The organism is Arthrobacter sp. Bi83 (assembly GCF_918698095.1).
Classification (GTDB): Bacteria; Actinomycetota; Actinomycetes; order Actinomycetales; family Micrococcaceae; genus Arthrobacter.
The window spans coordinates 20275-40886 of the sequence record NZ_CAKKLY010000044.1; the positions used below are offsets into that span (position 1 = coordinate 20275).

Consider the following 20612-nt stretch of genomic DNA (forward strand, 5'->3'; position numbering starts at 1 on the left):
TATGATGCACTCTTGTTCTTGATACGAACAAATACGTGATGAATGAGCGCGTATTACCGCTGAGGCAGGCGTGCTGCCAGCTCGGCAGCCGCCTCCTGCAGCAGCGGAACGTGAGCCACGAGGGCGTCCATGCTGAGCCGAAAGACGGGCACGGCGGTGGCCAGCGAGGCGAAGGCGACCCCCTGGGAGTTGAAAACCGGCACTGCCACGGCGCGCATTCCAAGCTCGTTTTCCTCGTCCATGACCGCGAAGCCCTGGCGCCTGACCTTGTCTATCTCGGCACGGAAGACACCACGGTCGGTGATGGAGACATTCGTCAGCGGATCCAGCGGCAGCTCCTCCAATAGCCGCTCGCGATCTGCGTCCTCGGCGAAGGCCACAAGCGCCTTGCCCACCGACGTGGTGTGGAGGGCGCCGAGGAAGCCCGGATCGCTGGTCACGCGGAAGGTCTGCGGGCCGTCCACCTTGTTCACCGTGAGGTGGTGGATGCCATCCCGGACGGACAGGATGGTGGCCTCGCCCGTCTGTTCCGTGACGCGCCGCAGAATGGGAAGCGCGGTGCCGGCGAAGCCGTGGTGGTTGGACACCCGCTGGCCGAGCTGGAAGATCCGCAGGCCGAGGTGGTAGCGGCGGCCGTCCGGCTCGTAGTCCACAAAGCCGTCCCGCGTCAAAGAACCCAGCAGCCGGTAGGTGGTGCTGAAGGGAAGGTCGGCGCGCCGGGAAAGCGCGGAGGCACTGGCGCCGCGCGGCTCGTCCCCCAGCAGGACCAAGAGGCCCAGGGCCTTGCCCACCATGTCCGTGCGGGAGTCATCCTTTCCCGGCTTGGCGGACTTGGCCTTCAGGCCTCCCTCCGCCGCCGATGCTTCGTCGGGGAACCGGGCATCATCCGGGGCCTTGATTTCTTCCGGGGGCTGGATGCCGGCGTCATTGCCTGTGGCTTCTTTCACACTCATAACTCGATGTTGCCACAATGTGAGAGCTATTTCTAGATGGTGAACAATCTTCTTGACAAGTGACTGCCCTCACAGCCATAGTTGCTGTATCGCACAAGTAGCTCTCACCATGTGGCTACTTAGTCCGGGTCTTTCCAAGGACCTCCAGCCGCCCTTTCCCCATCCAGGACGGCGGCTGCGACCCTCCTGATACATCCGCGACAATGTCGTCACACTGAAGGAACACCATGAGCCAGACACTCCCGTCCATGACGCCGGGCACTGTTGCCCCGGCCGGGACCCCGAAGAAGGCAGCCCTTGCCAGCTTCCTCGGCAGCGCCGTCGAGTACTACGACTTCTTTATCTTTGGCTCGGCAGCTGCCCTAATCTTCCCTAAGGTCTTCTTCCCGGACGCCGACACTAACGCGGCCATCATGTCCTTTGCCACGTTCGGCTTTGCCTACGTGGCGCGCCCCGTGGGTGCCGTCATCCTGGGCCACTTCGGCGACCGGGTGGGCCGCCGCAAGGTCCTCATGTTCACCCTGCTCCTCATGGGCGCCTCCACCTTCGTGATCGGCTGCCTGCCGGACTTCAAGACCGTTGGCTGGTGGGCCCCGGTCCTCCTGGTGCTGGCGCGCCTCTGCCAGGGGCTTTCCGCCGCCGGCGAGCAGGCCGGAGCCTCCTCCATGACGCTCGAGCACGCCCCGGACAACCGCCGCTCCTTCTTCACCTCCTGGACCCTCACCGGCACCCAGGGCGGCCAGATCCTCGCGGCCCTCGTTTTCATCCCCGTCCTCGCCCTGCCTGACGAGATCAAGTACGGTATCGGCTGGCGCATTCCGTTCTGGCTCAGCGCCGTGGTGGTCATGGTTGCCTTCTTCATCCGCCGCACCCTGCACGAGCCGCCGGCCTTCGCGGAAGCCCAGAAGACCGCCCAGATCGCCAAGCTTCCCGTTGCCGACCTGCTCAAGAGCCACTGGCGCGACGTACTCCGCGTCATCTGCTGCGCGTTCATCGCCGCCGTCTCCACCGTGTTCGGCACCCTCGCCATCAGCTACGCCAAGACAGTTGCCGGCGTGGACGGCACCACCACCCTGTGGCTTGTGGTCGGCGCCAACCTCGTGGCCCTGGGCACGCAGCCGCTGTTCGGCAAGCTCGCAGACAGGATCGGCCGCAAGCCCGTCTTCATCTACGGCGCACTCTCCAGCGCTGTCCTCACCCCGGTCTTCCTGCTCAGCCTCGAATCCCACAGCGTCCCGCTGATGTTCCTGGCCGCCATCGGCTTCTTCTCGTGCGGCTATGCAGCCTCGAACGCCGTCTGGCCGTCCTTCTACGCTGAAATGTTCAGCACCAAGGTCCGCTTCTCCGGCCTCGCGATCGGCACCCAGCTCGGCTTCCTCATGGCAGGGTTCGCCCCCGCCATCGTGGCGGCCATGGGCGGCATCAAGCCCGGCGGCTGGGTCCAGATCAGCATCTTCACGGCCGTGATCTGCGTCGTTGCGGCCGTCTCGGCCCTGACGGCCAAGGAAACCTTCAAGGTTCCCACCAAGCAGCTCGGCCTCAAGTAACCCGACCGGCCCGGGCGCGTCCCGCCGTCGTGACCCCGTTTGCCCGCCAAACGCCTCACGCCACGGCGAGTCCCCGGCCTACTCGGCCTGTTCGGCTTCAAAGAAGGTCACGACGGCGGCCCTCCCCTCATGAGGGGCGGGCCGCCTTTCTCATGTGGCCAGCACCTCGGCGAGGTCGAACTTCACGGGCTCCTCGAGCTGCTCGTAGGTGCACGTGTCCGGGTCCCGGTCCGGGCGCCAGCGCACAAACTGCGCGGTATGACGGAACCTTTCGCCCTCCATGTGGTCGTACTTGACCTCCACAACGCGGTCGGGACGCAGCGGCGTGAAGGAAAGGTCTTTGCCTGCGCTCCAGCGGCTGCCCTCGGCCTTGCGCGGCGTGCGCGCGCCTTCCTCCTGTTTGGCCCAGGCCCACGGGTGTTCATCGAAGCTGGTGACCAGCGGCTGGAGTTCCTCGAAGAGCTCCCGGCGCCGCTGCATCGGGAAGGCGCCCACCACACCGACGCTGGCCAGTTCGCCGCCGGGCTTGTACAGGCCCAGGAGCAGCGAACCGATCGCGTCCGGCCCGCTCTTGTGCACCCGGTAGCCGGCCACCACGCAGTCGGCAGTGCGCTCGTGCTTGATCTTGAACATGACCCGCTTGTCCGGCTGGTACACGCCGTCGAGGGGCTTGGCGATGATTCCGTCCAGGCCTGCGCCTTCAAACTGGTGGAACCACTTCCCGGCGATCTCCCGGTCCTGCGTCGCGGCCGTCAGGTGGAGCGGTGGAGCGGCGCTGGCGAAGACCTGTTCCAAAGCTGCGCGCCGCTCGGTGAACGGCCGGCCGCTGAAGTCCTCATCCCCCAGGGCCAGAAGATCGAACGCCACAAACTTCACCGGTGTCTGTTCTGCAAGGAGCCTGACGCGGCTGGCCGCAGGATGGATCCGCTGCTGCAGGGCGTCGAAATCGAGCCGGTCCCCTGACGCGCCCACCAGCACGATTTCGCCGTCGAGCACGCACCGCGGGGGCAGGTTGGCCTTGAGCGCCTCCACCAGTTCGGGAAAGTAGCGCGTCATGGGTTTTTCGTTGCGGCTGCCGATCTCCACGTCGTCGCCGTCGCGGAAAACGATCGACCGGAAACCGTCCCACTTCGGCTCGTAGCTCATGGCGCCGTCCGGAATGGCGGGCACCGCCTTCGCGAGCATCGGAGCAATGGGGGGCATGACCGGCAGCTGCATACGCCCCATTCTTGCCCGGGGGCCATCCCGGCGCCAGCCCCCGCGGCCCGGCAATCCTCCGCAGCGGACCTTTCCACACCGGGCCCTCGACACAGCCACCGGCCGCCGGTAGACATTAACGATGGCAGCCATCGGTTTTCACGCGTCGCATGAACAGATCAGCCCGGGACAGCTTCTGAAGGACGTCCAGCGTGCCGAGGAGGCAGGCTTCGACGCCGCCATGTGCTCGGACCACATCGAGCCATGGTCCGCACGGCAGGGGCATTCCGGCTTTGCGTGGTCCTGGCTGGGCGCCGCGCTGGCCACCACCGGACTGCGGTTCGGCGTGGTCAACGCCCCGGGCCAGCGGTACCACCCCGCCATCATCGCCCACGCCTCGGCCACGCTGGCGTCGATGTTCCCGGGCCGGTTCTGGATGGCGCTGGGCAGCGGGGAGAACATGAACGAACACATCACAGGTGACCCGTGGCCGCAGAAAGACACCCGCCAGCGCCGGCTGGAGGAATGCGTGGACGTCATCCGCCGCCTGCACGACGGCGGGGAGGTCACGCACCACGGGCTGGTCACCGTGGAGCAGGCAAGGATCTGGGACGTTCCGGAGCCCAGGCCGCAGCTCATTGCCCCGGCCGTCAGCGTGGAGACGGCGCGCCGTTCGGCCACCTGGGCTGACGGGCTGGTGACCGTGAACCAGCCCCACGGGAAGCTCAAGGAGATGCTCGCCGCCTACCGGGACAACGGCGGCCGCGGCAAGGCAGTCCTGCAGATCCACCTGTCCTGGGCGCCCGGGGAGCAGGACGCGGTGGCCATTGCACTGGACCAGTGGCGGACCAACGTTTTCGCCCCGCCCATCCCCTGGGACCTGCCCACCGCTTCCCATTTCGACGGCGTCAGCGCAGATGTCGGGGAGGAACAGGTCCGGAAGTCGGTGAATATCTCGACCAGCCTTGACCAGCACGCCCAGTGGCTCGGTGAGTACGCCGAGCTCGGCTTCGACGAGCTGTACCTGCACTTCGTTGGGCAGGATCAGGCCCCGTTCATCGATGCCTTCGCCGAAAAGGTGCTGCCCCAGCTGCGGACGGTACCGGTCGCATGAGAATCGCTGAAACCTCGGACCTGTGGTGGAAGAACGCCGTGATCTACTGCCTCGACGTCGAGACATTTTTCGACGACGACGGCGACGGCACCGGCGATTTCGCCGGGCTCACCCAGCGCGTGGACTATCTCGCGGCGCTGGGCGTGAGCTGCATCTGGCTCATGCCGTTCTATCCCTCGCCTGACCGCGACGACGGCTACGACGTTACCGATTTCTTCAGCGTGGACAGCCGGCTGGGCACCATGGGTGACCTCGTGGAGTTCATCCGTACGGCCAAGGACCGCGGGCTCAGGGTGATCGCGGATTTCGTGGTCAACCACACCTCGAACCAGCATCCGTGGTTCCAGGAGGCGCGGAAGTCCGTGGACAACCCGTACCGCGACTACTACGTGTGGCGGAAGGACACACCGCCGGACACGTCCTCGGAGGTGGTGTTCCCGGGCGAGCAGACTTCCATCTGGACCCAGGACGACGCCACCGGCGAGTGGTACCTGCACATGTTCGCGGAGCACCAGCCGGACCTGAACGTCACGAACCCCAACGTCAGGAACGAGATCGCCAAGGCCATGGGGGTGTGGCTGCAGCTCGGGCTGGACGGGTTCCGCCTCGACGCCGTGCCGTTTTTCCTGGAAACCCGCGGCGAGCCCAAGGACGAGGCGGCCAAGATCGACCCGCACGACTACCTCAGCGCCCTGCGCAGTTTCCTCAACCGCCGCAACGGCAGCGCGGTCCTGCTCGGCGAGGTGAACCTGCCGTACAAGGAGCAGCTGGAGTACTTCGGCGGCGCCGAGGGCAACGAGCTGAACATGCAGTTCGACTTCATGTCCATGCAGCACATGTATCTCTCGCTGGCCAGGCGGGACGCCCGACCGCTCGCGGAGACGCTGAAGAGCCGCCCGCAATTGCACCCTGACAACCACTGGGCCATGTTCGTCCGCAACCATGACGAGCTCACGCTGGACAAGCTTAGCGACGGCGAGCGCGAGGAGGTTTTTGCCGCGTTCGGCCCGGAGAAGAACATGCAGGTCTACGGCCGGGGCCTCCGGCGCAGGCTGCCGCCGATGCTTGACGGCGATACCGGCAGGATCAAAATGGTCTATTCGCTGATGTTCTCCCTGCCCGGCACTCCCGTGCTGTACTACGGCGAGGAAATCGGGATGGGCGAGGACCTGCGGCAGAAGAGCCGGGCCGCCGTCCGCACGCCCATGCAGTGGAACAGCGAAAAGAACGGCGGCTTCTCCGAAGCCCGGGCATCGCAGCTGGTGGCGCCGCTGGTGCGTGGGGAGTTCGGCCCGGACAAGGTCAACGCGGCGCAGGCCAAGCGGGATCCGGAGTCGCTGTGGAACTTCATCGCCACACTGATCCAGCGCTACCGCGAATCCCCGGAGCTGGGCTGGGGCGACTTCGCCGTCATCGACCAGCCCGAGCCGGCGGTCTTTGCCCACTCTTGCAGCTCGGCGGGAGCAACGCTGGTGCTGCTGCACAACTTTGGCCAAGACACGGTGAAGGTCAGCGGCACAGTGGGGCCGAAGGAGGCGCCCCGGGCGGCCTTCAGGGGCGCCGTCCTGCTGGACCTGCTCGACGGCGGCAACGTTCCATTGGAGCCCGACGGCGGGTTCACCGTGGAGCTGGGACGCTACGGCTACCGCTGGTTCCGCGTCCACCGGCCTGGCGACCGCCTGGCCCCGTGAAACCGCCTGGCCCCCTGCGGGCGCGTGTCCCCATGGGAGCGCCGCCCCGCGTCGTGGCCTCTCGGCGCCCCTACAGCCCCCGGCGGAACACCTTCACTGCCCAGGGACGCAGCCCAAGGCCGGGCTCGGCCGGGTAGTTGCCGAGCACCTGTCCGGCATCTTCCCAGGAGCCGTCGATGTCGGCGCGCTGTTCCGTTCCGGAGAAGTTGCCAAGCACCAGCATCTCGGCGTCCGGCAGCGAGCGCCGGAATGCATAGACGTGCTCGTCGTCGGGCAGCAGCATAGTGAAGTCGCCGTAGGCCACCACGGGGTCCGCATGGCGCAGCGCGATGACCTTCCGGTAAAAGCTGAAGACCGACTCGGGGTCATCCACCTGGGCAGCGGCGTTGATGGAATTGGCGTTCGGGTTCACCGCGATCCACGGGGCACCGGTGGTGAAGCCGGCGTGCCGGCTGGCATCCCACTGCACCGGCGTGCGGGCGTTGTCCCGGTTCAGGGGCGCCAGAGCGGCGAGGACCTCGGCATCGGTGTGCCCGAGGTGGGTTGTTGCCTCCCGGTGGTGGTTCAGGACCTCGATGTCGCGGTAGTCGCTGATCGCGCCAAACGACATGTTCGTCATGCCCAGCTCCTCGCCCTGGTACACATACGGGGTGCCGCGGTGCAGATGGAGGATGGCGGCGAGCATCTTGGCGGAGAGCTCCCGGTACTGGCCGTCGTCACCGAAGCGGGATACGGCGCGGGCCTGGTCATGGTTGCCCCAGTAGAGGCTGTTCCAGCCGCGCTCCCCGAGTCCTTCCTGCCAGCGGCCCAGGGACTTCTTCAGGTCGGTGAGCAGGAGCTTCTTGGGACGCCACTTATTGCCGCCCTCCTGGTCCAGGGCCACGTGTTCGAATTGGAACACCATGTCCACTTCCTGGCGTCTGGGGTCAGTGAAGAGCGCGGCGTCCTCCACCGTCACTCCGGGCATCTCGCCCACAGTGAGCAGTTCCTTGTCCCGCCCGGCGAACACTTCCTGGTGCATTTCCTGCAGGAACTCGTGGATCCGCGGGCCACAGATAAAGTGCGGGCCGCCGTCGCCGTACAGCATGCCTTCAGCAATCGGTCCGTCCGGCAGCGACTGCTCCTTGGAAATGAAGTTGATGACGTCCATCCGGAATCCGTCCACGCCACGGTCCAGCCACCAGTTCATCATGTCGTAGATGGCGGCCCGCACTTCCGGGTTTTCCCAGTTCAGGTCCGGCTGCTTCCGGGAGAACAGGTGGAGGTAACACTCTCCGGTGGCGGCGTCGTACTCCCAGGCGGGGCCGGAAAACGCGGAGCCCCAGTTGTTGGGTTCCGCCCAGGCCGCCCCAGGCTCAGCACCGGACCGCGGCGGCCGCCACCAGTACCAGTCGCGTTTCGGGTTGTCCTTGCTCGAGCGCGACTCCACGAACCACGGGTGTTCGTCCGATGTGTGGTTGACCACGAGGTCCATCACGAGCTTCATGCCGCGGGCGTGCAGTCCTTCGAGGAGCTCATCCAGCGTTTCCAGGTCTCCGAAGATGGGATCGATGTCGCGGTAGTCGCTGATGTCGTAGCCGTTGTCGTCCTGCGGTGAGCGGTACACGGGGGAAAGCCAGACGACGTCGACGCCCAGCGTCTGCAGATAGTCGAGCCTGCCGATGATGCCACGGAGGTCCCCCACCCCGTCGCCGTCAGAATCGGCGAAGCTGCGCGGATAGATCTGATAGACCACTGCACTCTTGAACCACTCGCGGCCTGCTCTGAAGGCCGCTTCTGCCTCGGTTTCCTGGATCGTCATTGCTGGTCCCTCCTGGTCGGCGGCGTGACGGATGCAAGCCCACTGAAAGTCTGCTGGCTCTGCTTTCGGCGGTCAATGGCATGCTGAAACCGGAGCGGCGCGGGAAACTAACCGCGTGCTAACGGGCAGGAAACGCAGGCGCAACATTCCCCCGCCACACTGGAAGTGCCGGCAATAGCAGGCACCAGCTCCAGCTCGGGAGGCCACGCCATGTTGAAGGAAGCCAAAGCCCACATAACCCGCGTCCGCGCCTTGGACCAGCTCCACCGCGGGGACGAGATCGAAGCCCGCCTCTCGGTGGGTCCCAGTTACGACGACGTCGTCATCCGCCGCGGCAGCGTCCAGGAGACGGCGCCCGGGATCGGCGTCGTGTGGATCATGGACCATCACACCGGGATGCGCCGAGCCATCAATACGGATGAGTGCAGCGTTTGGCGCGTCGCCTGAGCCAGCTATCCCCCGGCCACGGACTGAATGATCAGCACTTCCTGGCCGGCAGCGACTTCCGTATCCAGGCCCTGGAGACGCCGGACCTCGTCGCCGTTCACGTAAATATTCACGTAGCGGCGGAGTGCACCGGTTTCGTCCCGCAGCCTCCTGGCAAGCACCGGGTAGTCCCCGGTCACGGAATCCAGCACCCGGCCCACAGTCACCGTCCCGTCGGCGGGCGCAGTCAGCAAGGACTGCCCGCCGGCGAGCGGCTGAAGGACGCTGGGAAGCACCACGCTGATCTCACCCACAACGGATCCTCATGCGGAGGCCGGCGCGGGAACCGTGGCATCCGCCACGACGGCAGCGCGCACGCACAGGACGTCCGGCAGGTGGGACGCAACCTCCGCGAAGGTTTCGCCCTCGTCTGCGCTGGCGTACACCGAGCCTCCGCGCGTTCCGAAGTACACCCCGGCAGGTTCGGCGGAATCCACGGCCGCGGCGTCACGGAGCACGGCGTTGTATTCGGACTGCGGCAGTCCCGCATCCAGCCGCTTCCAGGTGTCGCCGGCGTCGTCGGTGCGGTGCACGGCGAGCTTCCCCTCGGGCGGGATCCTTTCGCCGTCGGCCTTGAGCGGAACCACCCAGGCCGTGCCCGCCCTCCGCGGGTGCGTCAGCATCACGAAACCGAAGTCGGCGGGCAGCCCCTCCGCGATTGATTGCCAGCTCTCGGCATTGTCGTCACTGCGGTACACGCCGTGGTGATTTTGCGCGTAAAGACGGCCTTCGACGGCGGCATCCGCTGCAATCTTGTGGACACACTGGCCGAACTCCGGGTTGGGGTCCGGCATGAAGTAGGCCGAAATTCCCTTGTTCCGGGGCTCCCAGGACGTCCCGCCGTCGAGCGAGCGGTAAACGCCGCCCGTGCTCATGGCGATGTGCACGTTGTCCCCGGACGGGTTGACGACGATCGAGTGGGCGGCGGCGCCGCCATAGCCGGCGCCCCATTCGCTGCGGTGGGGGTGGTCCCACAGTCCGCGGTTCAGCTCAAAGTGTTCGCCGCCGTCGGTGGACTTCCAGACCGAAATCGGCTCGGCGCCGGCCCACACCACGCCGGGCCGCGACTCGGCGTCGGGGTGGATCTGCCAAATGCGTTCGACGGCGGCGTCGGTGCCGTCGGGGAACTTGATGGCACCCTGTTCGGGCTCGGTCCAGGTGGCGCCGAGATCATCCGAGTGGGCCACGGTGGGGCCCCAGTGTTCAGACCGCACGCCCACCATGATGCGGGTGCGGCCGTCCCGCGTGTCGATTCCGATGCTCGGTATCTCGCTCATCAGGAAGTGCGGGCCGGAGAGGGACCATTGCTTCCGGTCCTGGCTGGTCGCCAGCCAGAGTCCTTTTTTGGTCCCGATCACTAAGAGGTAAGTCTCTGGGGTAGCCATGAACCCCATGCAACCACTCCGGCAGAGAGGCCGCAATGGTTTTCCAGGCAATCAGAAGGAACCGCGCCTCAGCGCTTGGTTGCGGTCCGCGTCCTGGCAGCCGCGCGCAACTGGCCGCGCCGGTGCTTGCGCCACCACCGCCGCACCAGGTCGAAGGCGGCCAAAAGTCCGGCGAGGGGCGACAGAACGGCCAGGGCGTAGACGAAGAGCAGCCATGTCAGCGTTGCCAGGGGAGGCTGATTCTTGCTCAAGAGCGACAGCCCGCCAAAGAGGCCGGCAGTCCAAAAGAGCACCACGAACACCAGCACGGCAGCCGCGGGAAAGTACTCATTCCGTACGATTCTCATCAGGGTCCCCATGCCTGCTCCTCCTACCGTCCCCGCACAATTGGCCTGTCCGTTCCAGTATGCGGCGCCCGGACCGGACTTCCCGCGCGCCACGGGCCGATGTGATCAAACCGACCCCTGCCGGGCCGGCCGACCTGCGTCAGGGGGTCCTTGGCGTGACCCGAACGCCGGCGACTGCCCCTGAGACGTTGCCGGACGGGAGCCGTGCGAGCCTGGCAAGGAGGGGCCGCATCCCCAACCGGTCGAGTATTCGCAGCCGGTGACGCCAGCAACCAGCAGCACGGCCGCCAGAACTATCTTCCCGCAGCGGCCCTGTCGGTTTCCCCCAAAACGTGACATGCACCGAGCGTGCACAGGAGGTGGATCACGGACGTGGGACGCCTGCATCAATGTTCGGCATCAAAGTTCGGTGCGGAGCACGCCTAGCGGTTCATTCTGCGTTCGAAGCGGGCGCGAGCGAGGTCGTAGGCCTGGCGGAGCAGCGTCCGGGCGGTCTGGGCTGTCGATGGTCCCGGATTGACTATGGCCAGCCACCCCAGGGATCCGTAGACAGGATGAGCAATTACACTGTCAGCGACGCTTGGATCAACGTCGTCGGCCGGCTCCCCTGGTTGGTGGCCGGTCCACTCAACGAAGGCGGCCCTTCCGGCGGCAATATTTACGCGGAAGAATCCTGGCCGGTCAAGGCGCGACTGCTCATCTTCGGGGTAGTCCTTTGCCACGATCGTCGCAAAGGGTTGAGTTGCTTGGGGCATGATGCCGTCGGGGGCGTAGTAGAAGAATGTGTCACCCCAGGCAAGTTCTGGCGAGCCATCTCCTTGGCCGGCCGTGACGGCCAGTGCACCGTCGAAGCTTTTCACCAAAGCAATAATTTCATCGATGGTCATGCCTCAAGCATTTCATTTAATTTGGTCGTCCCGATCAGCCGAGCGGTGTCATGATGGGCGCATGAGCCAAGTCACGTGCGATCTGACCATCTCCCTCGACGGATTCGCCGCCGGACCGAACCAAAGCCTGACGGACCCCCTGGGCGAGGGCGGAGAGCTCCTGCACCGGTGGCAGTTCGAAGAACCCGAGCCCAACGCAGCCGCGCTCGACGGCATCCTCGCGGCCGGCGCCTACATCATGGGACGGAACATGTTCGCAGGGCGCGGGGCGTGGGATGAGGAATGGCGGGGCTGGTGGGGTGAGGAACCGCCCTATCACGCACCCGTGTTCGTTCTCAGCCATCATCGACGCGAGCCTCTGGAGATGCAGGGCGGCACCACGTTCAACTTCGTGACTGATGGGATCGAATCCGCGCTGGCCCAGGCGCGGAAGGCCGCTGGCGGCAAGGACGTGGCCGTTGCCGGAGGAGCGCAGACCGTCCGCCAATTCCTTTCGGCGGGGCTGATCGACGAGCTGCGGCTCCACATCGCGCCCATCGTCCTGGGAGCGGGCGAGCGGCTGCTGGACGGCGTCGAGAATCTCAAGCTTGAGCCGACGGAAGTGAGCGGTACCCGCCTCGTCACCCACGTGCGCTACCGGGTAATCCGCTGAAAATCCGACGAAACTCCGGAGTAGCTTGCTGACCGGCCTGTCACGGGGCTCTGCACGGTACGCACGTACGCGTTCTGCCGTCCGGGCGGCACGCCGTCGCGTTAGCATTGGTCCCGACACGTCTGACCAGGAGGATGCATGCCGTACACCGTTGACTTCGAGAACGTTTCTACTGTCGGCTTGGAATCGTCTCCGGTCGCCGAGGCCCTCGCCGGGTTGCGCGCCAACGAGGCCCGCTATTACCGGAACAAGTACGACCATGCCTTCACCGTGAGCCCTGCAAGCGAGGTTCCGGAGGTGGTCGACCGGGTGAGCCGGATCCTCCGGGACGAGCGCGACATCGTCATTGGATCCCGGCCGCTGGAAGCGACCGCCTTCGAAGTCGACGGCTTGCGGATGGCCTACGTTTTCTACGAGTCGGGGCTGTCGATCAACGTCATGTACAGCATCGAGGACGGCGGGAAGCGGGCGGTCGGGTTCAAGCTTGCCGAGGGCATGGAAATTCCGGAGGAGTTGGCGCCGCGCTTCAAGTTCGCCCGCCAAAAATCGAAGCTGGCTGGCGTTATTCGCGGCTCCTACTTCGTGATCAAGGGCGAGTACTGACCGGGGGATGGCCCTCATGTCCGGATTGTCGAGCATCAAGCGCATGCTCCGGGTCATGCGGCGCTGTTGATTGAGGAACGCGGGGTTCTCGTCGCCGGTCACATGCTTTCTGATGTCTTGATTCCGATGCTCGACTTGAACGACACCGCTGACCCGATCGAGGATTGCCTCGCCGCGCTGCGGCTGCTCGAGGGCGTGGTGGGCGACGTCGATGTCCCCGTCCCCGGCCACGGGTCCATCGGCGGAGCTGATCAGGTACGCGCACGGATCGACCAGGATCGGGCGTACGTGCACGCCCTGCGTGACCCATGTTGCCAGCGATCCGCGGGTCGGGCCGTCGGCTATGCCGGGCTGGGACTGGGTGGGCGGCGTGCACGCACGGCAACTCCAGCAGCTCGCCCGAAGAAACCAGCGCGACGGAACGCCCGGCTAGCCATCGCATACCGGGCACTGCGGGCTGTCCCCGCGCACCCCGCGACTGGACGAACTGCTTCGAGCCTGCCCGGAGCCAATTGGTCGAAGTATGCAAACTGTCCGACCCCGGGGCTACACTAAAGTATCGAACATATATTCCCATTAGCCTGGGGTGGGTTTTGGGCGTCTGAAATGCGGTTTTACTGCCCAGACAGGTGTCCTTGACGCCAAGATGGAGAAGGTCGAAGCACGTTCATGCGTGGTCCAGACCCACGCGCCTGGACAGGGCTGACGTGCCGCCCCGTGGCAGAGCGGGCATGCCTTCTTCATAGTTTTCATGGCTGGAGCGTATGGCCAGGGTCGGCCATGGTTCGGCTGCGGATCATGGCCGGGCCTCACAACCGGCCAGGGAGTTTCTCGAGATGGGCGCCCTGCTGGGTGTACTGACGGCTGGTGCATGTCCACAATCCGCCACTTAGAGGTCCAACTGCTCGGACACGCGGGCTTCCGGGCCGGCTAGTCGACTGCTATTGCTTGCTGCACGCCACGTAAGGCAGCCCCTCTGACGTACTTCGGGTAGGGGTACTGCGTCAGGGACGTGGCGATTATTTCACGGAGCCAGTCCACGGGAGGAGATGGGATGTCGCGTCGGTAGGTATACAGGGTGACGCGGCCGGGTGCGATGTTGAAAGGGAGCGCAAACTGGCGGACCGATCCGTGGGACTCGATGATGTCGGCGAGGGCTTTGGGTACGACGCTGATGTGGTCTGTCACGGCAAGGGTCTGCGCGACCACGGCAAAACTTGGGAGGGTGATGGTCACGGAGTCACGGACGCCCAGTTCGGCCAGCCTGTGGACGACATGCTCGTGCCCCAACGCCTTCGACACGACAACATGTTTTTCGGCGGCGATTTCCTCCATCGATGGGCTGTCGGAGATGCGCGGGTGCGTCCTGGCACAGACGCCCACGTAGGGCATGTCCATAAGGTGCTCACCCAGCACGTCACTCTCGGGTATGGCAGGGATCCCGATTGCCGCGTCGATTTCGTTGCGCCGTAGTCGATCGTGGAGCTGGGAGATGTCCAGCGGTATGACGTCGAGACGAACATTCGGCGCGGCCTCCAGCACGGCCGAAACGATGTAAGGAAACAGTGCCATGAGACCGAGGTCGGTCATCATGAGCCGGAACCGGTGGGACGTGCTGGCAGGATCGAATTCGGAGACGCCTTGAACCGCTGAGTCGATCATCCGGAGTGACTGACTCAATTCCGGATAGAGACCACTTGCCGTCGGTGTCGCTTCCAGGCCCTTCGGTCCGCGGTGAAAAAGCGGATCTCCGAAGAGTTTGCGCAACTTCGACAACGCATAGCTCACGGATGGCTGGCTGATGGCCAGGATTTCCGCGGCCTCGGTGACGCTGCGTGTCTCGTATACAAGCACGAAAACCCGCAGAAGATTCAGATCATACTTGCCCGGTTCGTCCATACAGCAAGGCTAGAGGATTCCCCCTTCTCTGTATAGAGAATATCTATATCAGCATACCTACATTCTATTTGCTAAATATCGGTGGGAAATCTAGCCTTGAATCAGTGGTGATCTACACCACAGAACGACCAGGTCAAAGTTGATATCCGTTCAGCCGGCACTCCGAGCAAACAACAATCCTTTGGCCGACCTAGCTATTAGAGGTGGCAACGATGAAGTACACCGTCGACTCAATGCGCACGGCACCGGAGACTTACGCCTGGAGCCGCTTCGGGCAGCCGGAGTACACGAACTGGCTTGACGAGAGCATGTCGTGGAAGGAGACCTGCTACATCGGCGACTGGTCCTTCCTGTGGCAGCACCGGTTCACCGGTCCCGACGCGCTCCGGCTGTTTTCCGACATCACCGTGAACAGCTACAAGAAGTTCGACATCGGCCAGTCCAAGCACGCGATCCACACGAACAAGGACGGCAAAGTCATTCATGAAGGCGTCCTCACCCGCTTTGGCGAGGAAGAATTCGTCGTCCATGGCCGCGGCGGTTTCTGGGCCGCATTCAACTTGGAACGCGGCGGCTACGACGCGCGGGGAACCAAAGAGGACTGGTTCATTTTCCAGGTCTCCGGCCCCAACGCCGTAAAAGTTCTGCACGAGCTCACCGACTCCCGGGACCTCCTGGAAGCAAAGTACATGCACGTCGTGCCCATCACCGTGGCCGGGCACAGTATCTACGCACTGCGCCAGGGCATGGCAGGTGAGGTCGGCTTCGAACTTCAGGGACCCAAGGAAATTGCCCAGGAGATCTACAACGCTGTCCTCGAAGCCGGCAAAGTCCACGGCATCCGTAAACTGGGCGGCCGGGTCGCCCTGATCAACCACCTTGAGGCCTGCTTCCCCACCATCGCCACGGATTACATCCCGGCCATCTTCGACGAAGACATGGCCGAGTACCTGGAGTACTTCCGTGCCGCGATGCCGGCTTTCGCCCAGCCTGCCTACATCGCGGGCAGCTACGACGGTCAGGACATCAGCGAGTACTACCGCAGCCCGGTGGAACTGGGATGGGGCAAGGTCGTCAACACCGAACATGAGTTCCTTGGCCGCGTTGCATTGACCGCCGAAAAGGCATTTCCGAACAGGGTCATCCGGACCCTTGAGTGGAACGGCGAGGACGTCGCCGATGTCCAGGCATCCCTCTTCCAGGAAGGGGACCACTACGACTTCATGGAAATGCCCCGTGACCAGCGAGGTTTCATGTGGGCAGACCGGGTCGAGATCGACGGTCAGCTCGTCGGGGTCGCGACATCACGCGGATACTCCTACTACTTCCGCAAGATGCTCTCGCTGGCAACCGTCGATGTGGAGCACTCCGAGCCCGGCACCGAGGTAACCGTCATCTGGGGAGCCCCGGGCCACCCCCAAAAAGCGATCCGGGCCATTGTCCGCCCGGCCCCCTACAAGACCGACAAGTCACGAGGTGATCTCCTTGCAACCGTCTAGCACCACCCTCCCGGCCAAGCCCGCCGCAACTGGCGGCACCGCCGATAATGGCTGCCTTAACGTCAGCTGCCCCGATCAGCCCGGAATCGTCGCCAAGCTGACCCAGCTTCTCGGTGCCCACGGGGCGAACATCGTATCCCTCGACCAGTTCACCACCGGGCCCGAAAACGGCACGCTGTACCAGCGCACGGTCTTCCACCTTCCCGGGTTCGCCGCTAAGCGGGAGACTTTGGAAGCGGACATCCAGACAAAACTCGCCGAACCGCTGCAGATGGAGTGGAAACTCACTGACACATCCAAGCGCAAGCGGGTCGCGATCTTCGCATCCAAAACCGACCACTGCCTGCTGGACTTGTTGTGGCGGCACCGCCGCGGGGAAATCCCCATGGACATCGTCATGGTCATCTCCAACCACCCGGATCTGGCCGACCAGGTGCGCCCGTTCGACATCCCCTATTTCTACGTACCCGTTAGCGGGGATAAGAAGGACGCAGAGCGCAGGCACCTGGAACTCCTGAACGGCAACGTGGACCTCGTAGTCCTTGCCCGCTACATGCAGATCATCTCCGCGGAATTCCTCGACGAAGTCCAGGTCCCGGTGATCAACATCCACCACTCGTTCCTGCCCGCGTTTATCGGCGCCGGACCGTACCAGAAAGCCAAGGACCGCGGGGTCAAGCTCATCGGAGCGACGGCCCACTACGTGACCAAGGACCTGGATGAGGGACCGATCATCGAACAGGACGTCATCCGCGTCTCCCACCGTGAATCGACCCCGGAGCTGATGCGCTTCGGAGCCGACGTCGAACGAAGCGTACTCTCCCGTGCGGTCACGTGGCACTGCCAGGACAAGGTCATGCGCGACGGCAACACAACGATTGTGTTCTGACCATGACAGCACACATCATCGACGGCAAAGCACTCGCCAAGAAGATCCGAGAAGAGCTGCGCGCCGACGTGGAAAGCTTCAAACGTTCCACGGGCGGGCCCATCGGTCTGGCGACCGTTCTGGTCGGGGATGACCCGGCCTCAGAGGTCTATGTAGGCAGCAAACGCAAGCTCTCCAAGGAGGCCGGCATCGAGGACCTCCACCGCCGGCTGCCAATGGATGCCACCCAGGAACAGGTGGCTGCGGCACTGGACGAACTCGCAGCCGACCCCGCGGTCTCGGGCATCCTGCTCCAGCTTCCCCTCCCTTCGCATCTGGATGCCAAAGCCCTGATCGACCGGATCCCTTGGGAAAAGGACGTGGACGGGCTGACGACAACCAGCGCCGGGCGCTTGGCACGCAGCGTGGAAGGGCTGCTGCCGTGCACGCCGCAGGGAGTCATCTCCCTGCTCGAAGACGAGGGTGTTGAGTTGCAGGGCGCCAACGCCGTTGTCGTCGGGCGCTCGGACCTAGTCGGAAAACCGCTGGCCCAGCTCCTGCTGCAAAGGAACGCCACAGTGACCATCGCGCACTCGAAGACGAAGGACTTGGCGGCCGTCACGCGCCAGGCCGAGGTGGTCATTGCCGCTGCCGGTGTTCCCCACCTGATCGGCGCTGAACACATTTCCGCAGGGGCTGTCGTGATCGACGTCGGCATCCACCGTTCCGGTGAAGGGCTCATCGGTGACGTCGACTTCGACGCCGTCAGCAAGATCGCGTCAAAGATCACCCCGGTCCCCGGCGGTGTCGGTCCGATGACGATCGCCGAACTTCTCCGCAACACACTCAAAGCAGCACAGCTCCAAAACTAATCACGCAATTTGCCGGCCTATTGAGGCTGGGCCGGCCCCCACCGCGCGCCCGCACGGTGGACCTCCCCTCCCAAGGAATCCCCATGTCCCAAACCAGTGTCGCCACCGTCGTCGGCAGCGCCAAAATCTCCCGTTTCCACCTCAAGGCAGCCGCCATTTGCGCACTGCTTATGATCGCCGATGGATACGACCTTGTATCCTTTGGCTCCGTCATCCCCCACCTAATGAAGGACTGGGGCACTGACCCCATCACCCTCGGCGTCGTGGGTTCCACGGCCCTTGCCGGCATGTTCGCCGGCGGGCTTGTGGTCGCACCACTGGCTGACAAGTACGGCCGCCGCAAACTCATCGTCGCCGGGCTGATCCTCGCCAGTATCGCTGCGTTCGCGTGCGCGTTCGCCGACACCCCGCTGGTACTGGGTGCGTTGCGCTTCGTCGTAGGCGTGGCCCTGGGCGCGTTGGTTCCAAACTTCATGGCGCTCACGGGAGAACTCTCTCCCACCAAGTCCAAGGCGTTCTTCGTAGCCACCGTCTCGGCGTTCTACGCAGTTGGAGGAGTCGGCGCAGCGCTGCTGGCCATCTACATCGAGCCGGTACTGGGCTGGCGCGGAGTGTTTTACGTGGCCGGCTTGTCCATCCTGCTGGTGCCCGTAGTGCTCAAGCACCTTCCTGAATCCCCGGAATACCTGGCCCACGTCGGCCAAGCGTGAACGCCTGGACGCGGTGATGAAGCAGATCGAACCCAGCTGGAGTCTGAATACAGTAATCGCACTCCCGACCCCGGCCTCCGGCAAGTCCCGCATCGCGCAGCTCTTCACTCACGGGAACGCCCTGGCGACCTCACTCATGGGGGTCTTCTTCATCATGACGATGGTCCTCAGCTACGCCTTGAACACCTGGCTACCCAAGCTGATGCAAAACGCCGGCTTCGAGCTCGGCCCTGCCATGTGGACGCTCGTTATCCTCAACGCCGGCGGCCTGTTCGGCTCAATCGCAGGCGGCTGGATCGCCGGACGGACCTCCTACCGCAAGACCCTCGTTGGCTACTTCGCCCTGGCCATCGTGTCCTTAGTCCTTCTGTCCATAAAACCCAACGCGTTCATGTTGAATGTCCTTCTGTTCACTGCTGGAGCCGCAGTGATCGGGATCCTGGCCATCATCCATGCCTTCGCAGTGGAGTTCTACCCGGTCCACATCCGCAGCACCGGCGTCGGCTGGGCCACCGGCACAGGGAGAATCGGCGCCATAGCAGGTCCCATTCTCGGAGGCGCTCTGGTCGCGTCGGGCCTTCCCCTACAGATGAATTTCGTGCTCCTGACTATTCCCGCAGTTCTCGGCGTCACCGCAGTCATCATCGTTACAGCGCGCCGATTCAAATCAGCAGCCACCAAAGGCGAAAAACCCGTCCTCGTACCCTGACCACCCAACAACCCGGCGTCCCCGATCGGCAACAAACAGACACTGGATGGAAAAGATCGGAACAGATTCCATCAGGTCCCCGTCTCTGGACAAACAATCCCAGAGGCGGGGATTCCGGGCTCATGCCGCTGGCGTTTCCGCCAGCACGCTCGCGCCGGATCAGAAGGAGCCTCTTTTGCACCACAAACACACACTTGCAAGCGCAGGCGACCATTCCCTGCTGCTGGCGAGGCCGGAGTCCGGAACCTCACGACGGAAGCTGGTCCTAGCCACCGACTGGACCACACTGGTCACCGGCGAGAAGGTGTGGACCCGCACCCAGACCCCGCCCCACACAGCAGGATGGGTCGATGAAGTCACACCGGATGGAAGCATCGCCTGGATCGTTACGAGCGGAGCCATTCGGCGCATGTATCACCACAGCGATGGTGACGAGCTGTGGACGGGCCAGGACTAGGCCGGCCGCCCAACCCATGAACGGATGCTTACGCGTGGAGGCAGCCAGTGCTCATGATTCCTGTTCGAGTTCTGCCAGTCGCGCCCGCACCTGGTCGCCGAGCCCGCAGATCAAGTCGAGCTGCTCCGGGGTGAGGTGGTCGATCAGAACCTTGCGCACGTCCATCACGTGCGGCGCGGCGGCAGCCTCGATGACCTCGCGACCTTGCGGTGTGATGACCACGACGGCGCCGCGCTGGTCCGCCGCGCAGCGTTCACGGCCCACGAGACCGCGCTTTTCCATCCGGGTCAGATGCTGCGAGAGCCGGCTCTTCTCCCAGCGCAGAACGTCGCCTAGCGCAAACGCCCGCAGCCGCCCGTCCGGCGCCTCCGACAGGTGGGCCAGCACCTCGTAATCGGCGCTCGACAGACCGCTGCGCTGGCGCAGCTGCCGCTCGATGTACTGGGACAGATCGGCCTGCATCGTCATCAGGCTGCGCCAGGCACGCTGCTCCCGGTGGTCCAGCCAACGTTGATCACTCATATCTGTCACGTTACCCCATGGTTGACATGTTAACCATTCGACGCCTATGGTTTGGTTAACACATAAACTACCTGGAGGTTTTGCCGTGACCATCACAGCCATCGTTCTCAGCGCTCTGCTGGCCCTCGCCGCACTGGGCGCGGGCATCCCGAAGATCAGGCTCAAGGGCGATATCCCGCGCCAACTGCAGGAACACATGGGCGCCAGCGCCTCCCTCACCCGGTTCATCGGCCTGGCCGAGGCCGCCGCGGCGATCGGACTGGCGGTCGGAATCTTCTGGCACCCGCTTGGCATCGCGGCCGCTGCCGGCCTGGCCGTCGTGTTCGCCGGAGCGATCGCCTACCACCGCCGCGCCGGCGACTACGCCAACCCCAAGACCCGGGGCCCGGCGATGGCCCCGGCCGTCCTGGGCC

General features: G+C 64.5%; 23 protein-coding genes. 14 read left to right on the forward strand and 9 right to left on the reverse strand.

Features of this window, described 5'->3' with window-relative positions:
• Positions 1-53: 53 nt before the first annotated feature.
• Positions 54-794 (reverse strand): IclR family transcriptional regulator, encoded by a 741-nt coding sequence (locus LQ144_RS17730; protein WP_230120042.1) that lies wholly within the window; start codon positions 792-794, stop codon positions 54-56.
• A gap of 386 nt (positions 795-1180) precedes the next feature.
• Between LQ144_RS17730 and LQ144_RS17735 the strand changes: the two genes are divergently transcribed.
• Positions 1181-2500, forward strand: a complete 1320-nt coding sequence (locus LQ144_RS17735; protein WP_230120021.1) for an MFS transporter — start codon at positions 1181-1183, stop codon at positions 2498-2500.
• A 150-nt stretch (positions 2501-2650) separates the two neighbouring features.
• Here LQ144_RS17735 and LQ144_RS17740 read toward each other — a convergent pair whose 3' ends face one another.
• Positions 2651-3718, reverse strand: coding sequence for an ATP-dependent DNA ligase (locus LQ144_RS17740; RefSeq protein WP_230120022.1), 1068 nt, complete (start codon positions 3716-3718; stop codon positions 2651-2653).
• 121 nt (positions 3719-3839) lie between these two features.
• Here LQ144_RS17740 and LQ144_RS17745 point away from each other — a divergent pair, with 121 nt between their 5' ends.
• Positions 3840-4811: a TIGR03885 family FMN-dependent LLM class oxidoreductase gene (locus tag LQ144_RS17745; protein ID WP_230120023.1), complete on the forward strand. Its 972-nt coding sequence runs from the start codon at positions 3840-3842 to the stop codon at positions 4809-4811.
• Entirely contained in the window at positions 4808-6502 is a 1695-nt protein-coding gene (locus tag LQ144_RS17750; protein WP_230120024.1) for an alpha-amylase family protein, read from the forward strand. The genes LQ144_RS17745 and LQ144_RS17750 overlap by 4 nt, the downstream gene beginning before the upstream one ends.
• A gap of 70 nt (positions 6503-6572) precedes the next feature.
• On the opposite strand, the gene LQ144_RS17755 is transcribed toward LQ144_RS17750, so the two are convergent.
• Complete coding sequence (locus tag LQ144_RS17755; protein ID WP_230120025.1) at positions 6573-8303, reverse strand: alpha-glucosidase; 1731 nt, start codon at positions 8301-8303, stop codon at positions 6573-6575.
• A gap of 210 nt (positions 8304-8513) precedes the next feature.
• Between LQ144_RS17755 and LQ144_RS17760 the strand changes: the two genes are divergently transcribed.
• Positions 8514-8750: a hypothetical protein gene (locus tag LQ144_RS17760; protein WP_230120026.1), complete on the forward strand. Its 237-nt coding sequence runs from the start codon at positions 8514-8516 to the stop codon at positions 8748-8750.
• Between the two features lie 5 nt (positions 8751-8755).
• Here LQ144_RS17760 and LQ144_RS17765 read toward each other — a convergent pair whose 3' ends face one another.
• The 4 genes from LQ144_RS17765 to LQ144_RS17780 form a co-directional block, all read right to left on the reverse strand.
• Positions 8756-9043: a MoaD/ThiS family protein gene (locus tag LQ144_RS17765; protein WP_230120027.1), complete on the reverse strand. Its 288-nt coding sequence runs from the start codon at positions 9041-9043 to the stop codon at positions 8756-8758.
• 9 nt (positions 9044-9052) lie between these two features.
• Complete coding sequence (locus LQ144_RS17770; RefSeq protein WP_230120028.1) at positions 9053-10183, reverse strand: sialidase family protein; 1131 nt, start codon at positions 10181-10183, stop codon at positions 9053-9055.
• A gap of 59 nt (positions 10184-10242) precedes the next feature.
• On the reverse strand, positions 10243-10533 hold the full coding sequence (locus LQ144_RS17775; RefSeq protein WP_230120029.1) for a hypothetical protein: 291 nt from the start codon (positions 10531-10533) through the stop codon (positions 10243-10245).
• 410 nt (positions 10534-10943) lie between these two features.
• A complete protein-coding gene (locus LQ144_RS17780) occupies positions 10944-11408 on the reverse strand; it encodes a DUF6194 family protein (protein WP_230120030.1) in 465 nt (154 codons plus the stop codon).
• 61 nt (positions 11409-11469) lie between these two features.
• Between LQ144_RS17780 and LQ144_RS17785 the strand changes: the two genes are divergently transcribed.
• From LQ144_RS17785 to LQ144_RS17795, 3 genes are all read left to right on the forward strand, one after another.
• A complete protein-coding gene (locus tag LQ144_RS17785) occupies positions 11470-12060 on the forward strand; it encodes a dihydrofolate reductase family protein (protein ID WP_230120031.1) in 591 nt (196 codons plus the stop codon).
• A 138-nt stretch (positions 12061-12198) separates the two neighbouring features.
• A complete protein-coding gene (locus LQ144_RS17790) occupies positions 12199-12663 on the forward strand; it encodes a phage tail protein (protein WP_230120032.1) in 465 nt (154 codons plus the stop codon).
• Between the two features lie 211 nt (positions 12664-12874).
• Entirely contained in the window at positions 12875-13096 is a 222-nt protein-coding gene (locus LQ144_RS17795; protein ID WP_230120033.1) for a hypothetical protein, read from the forward strand.
• Positions 13097-13593: 497 nt separating this feature from the next.
• Here LQ144_RS17795 and LQ144_RS17800 read toward each other — a convergent pair whose 3' ends face one another.
• Positions 13594-14562 carry a LysR family transcriptional regulator gene (locus LQ144_RS17800; protein WP_230120034.1) on the reverse strand — a complete coding sequence of 323 codons (969 nt, stop codon included), beginning with the start codon at positions 14560-14562 and terminating at the stop codon, positions 13594-13596.
• A gap of 212 nt (positions 14563-14774) precedes the next feature.
• Between LQ144_RS17800 and LQ144_RS17805 the strand changes: the two genes are divergently transcribed.
• The 6 genes from LQ144_RS17805 to LQ144_RS17830 all read left to right on the forward strand — a co-directional run bounded on the left by LQ144_RS17805 (position 14775) and on the right by LQ144_RS17830 (position 19677).
• On the forward strand, positions 14775-16061 hold the full coding sequence (locus LQ144_RS17805) for a glycine cleavage T C-terminal barrel domain-containing protein (protein WP_230120035.1): 1287 nt from the start codon (positions 14775-14777) through the stop codon (positions 16059-16061).
• A complete protein-coding gene (gene purU, locus LQ144_RS17810) occupies positions 16048-16950 on the forward strand; it encodes a formyltetrahydrofolate deformylase (RefSeq protein ID WP_104174840.1) in 903 nt (300 codons plus the stop codon). The genes LQ144_RS17805 and purU overlap by 14 nt, the downstream gene beginning before the upstream one ends.
• Positions 16951-16952: 2 nt before the next feature.
• On the forward strand, positions 16953-17801 hold the full coding sequence (gene folD / locus LQ144_RS17815) for a bifunctional methylenetetrahydrofolate dehydrogenase/methenyltetrahydrofolate cyclohydrolase FolD (protein WP_230120036.1): 849 nt from the start codon (positions 16953-16955) through the stop codon (positions 17799-17801).
• An 83-nt stretch (positions 17802-17884) separates the two neighbouring features.
• Complete coding sequence (locus LQ144_RS17820) at positions 17885-18511, forward strand: MFS transporter (RefSeq protein WP_230120037.1); 627 nt, start codon at positions 17885-17887, stop codon at positions 18509-18511.
• A gap of 16 nt (positions 18512-18527) precedes the next feature.
• Positions 18528-19220: an MFS transporter gene (locus LQ144_RS17825; RefSeq protein ID WP_230120038.1), complete on the forward strand. Its 693-nt coding sequence runs from the start codon at positions 18528-18530 to the stop codon at positions 19218-19220.
• Positions 19221-19395: 175 nt separating this feature from the next.
• On the forward strand, positions 19396-19677 hold the full coding sequence (locus tag LQ144_RS17830; protein WP_104174759.1) for a hypothetical protein: 282 nt from the start codon (positions 19396-19398) through the stop codon (positions 19675-19677).
• 51 nt (positions 19678-19728) lie between these two features.
• On the opposite strand, the gene LQ144_RS17835 is transcribed toward LQ144_RS17830, so the two are convergent.
• Positions 19729-20199 (reverse strand): MarR family winged helix-turn-helix transcriptional regulator, encoded by a 471-nt coding sequence (locus LQ144_RS17835; RefSeq protein WP_230120039.1) that lies wholly within the window; start codon positions 20197-20199, stop codon positions 19729-19731.
• A gap of 85 nt (positions 20200-20284) precedes the next feature.
• On the opposite strand from LQ144_RS17835, the gene LQ144_RS17840 reads away from it, so the two are divergent.
• The coding region (locus LQ144_RS17840) for a DoxX family protein (RefSeq protein WP_230120040.1) at positions 20285-20612 on the forward strand (328 nt) is incomplete at its 3' end.

What these genes read in the sequence shown, in the direction of transcription:
- LQ144_RS17820 (WP_230120037.1), top strand. Translation starts at nt 17,885, where the DNA reads ATGTCCCAAACCAGTGTCGCCACCGTCGTCGGCAGCGCCAAAATCTCC.
- LQ144_RS17835 (WP_230120039.1), bottom strand. Translation starts at nt 20,199, where the DNA reads ATGAGTGATCAACGTTGGCTGGACCACCGGGAGCAGCGTGCCTGGCGC.
- LQ144_RS17790 (WP_230120032.1), top strand. Translation starts at nt 12,199, where the DNA reads ATGCCGTACACCGTTGACTTCGAGAACGTTTCTACTGTCGGCTTGGAA.
- LQ144_RS17730 (WP_230120042.1), bottom strand. Translation starts at nt 794, where the DNA reads ATGGTGGGCAAGGCCCTGGGCCTCTTGGTCCTGCTGGGGGACGAGCCG.
- LQ144_RS17740 (WP_230120022.1), bottom strand. Translation starts at nt 3,718, where the DNA reads ATGCAGCTGCCGGTCATGCCCCCCATTGCTCCGATGCTCGCGAAGGCG.
- LQ144_RS17805 (WP_230120035.1), top strand. Translation starts at nt 14,775, where the DNA reads ATGAAGTACACCGTCGACTCAATGCGCACGGCACCGGAGACTTACGCC.
- LQ144_RS17760 (WP_230120026.1), top strand. Translation starts at nt 8,514, where the DNA reads ATGTTGAAGGAAGCCAAAGCCCACATAACCCGCGTCCGCGCCTTGGAC.
- LQ144_RS17795 (WP_230120033.1), top strand. Translation starts at nt 12,875, where the DNA reads ATGTCCCCGTCCCCGGCCACGGGTCCATCGGCGGAGCTGATCAGGTAC.
- LQ144_RS17745 (WP_230120023.1), top strand. Translation starts at nt 3,840, where the DNA reads ATGGCAGCCATCGGTTTTCACGCGTCGCATGAACAGATCAGCCCGGGA.
- folD (WP_230120036.1), top strand. Translation starts at nt 16,953, where the DNA reads ATGACAGCACACATCATCGACGGCAAAGCACTCGCCAAGAAGATCCGA.
- LQ144_RS17800 (WP_230120034.1), bottom strand. Translation starts at nt 14,562, where the DNA reads ATGGACGAACCGGGCAAGTATGATCTGAATCTTCTGCGGGTTTTCGTG.
- LQ144_RS17750 (WP_230120024.1), top strand. Translation starts at nt 4,808, where the DNA reads ATGAGAATCGCTGAAACCTCGGACCTGTGGTGGAAGAACGCCGTGATC.
- LQ144_RS17755 (WP_230120025.1), bottom strand. Translation starts at nt 8,303, where the DNA reads ATGACGATCCAGGAAACCGAGGCAGAAGCGGCCTTCAGAGCAGGCCGC.
- LQ144_RS17770 (WP_230120028.1), bottom strand. Translation starts at nt 10,183, where the DNA reads ATGGGGTTCATGGCTACCCCAGAGACTTACCTCTTAGTGATCGGGACC.
- LQ144_RS17825 (WP_230120038.1), top strand. Translation starts at nt 18,528, where the DNA reads ATGAAGCAGATCGAACCCAGCTGGAGTCTGAATACAGTAATCGCACTC.
- LQ144_RS17735 (WP_230120021.1), top strand. Translation starts at nt 1,181, where the DNA reads ATGAGCCAGACACTCCCGTCCATGACGCCGGGCACTGTTGCCCCGGCC.
- LQ144_RS17775 (WP_230120029.1), bottom strand. Translation starts at nt 10,533, where the DNA reads ATGGGGACCCTGATGAGAATCGTACGGAATGAGTACTTTCCCGCGGCT.
- LQ144_RS17785 (WP_230120031.1), top strand. Translation starts at nt 11,470, where the DNA reads ATGAGCCAAGTCACGTGCGATCTGACCATCTCCCTCGACGGATTCGCC.
- LQ144_RS17780 (WP_230120030.1), bottom strand. Translation starts at nt 11,408, where the DNA reads ATGACCATCGATGAAATTATTGCTTTGGTGAAAAGCTTCGACGGTGCA.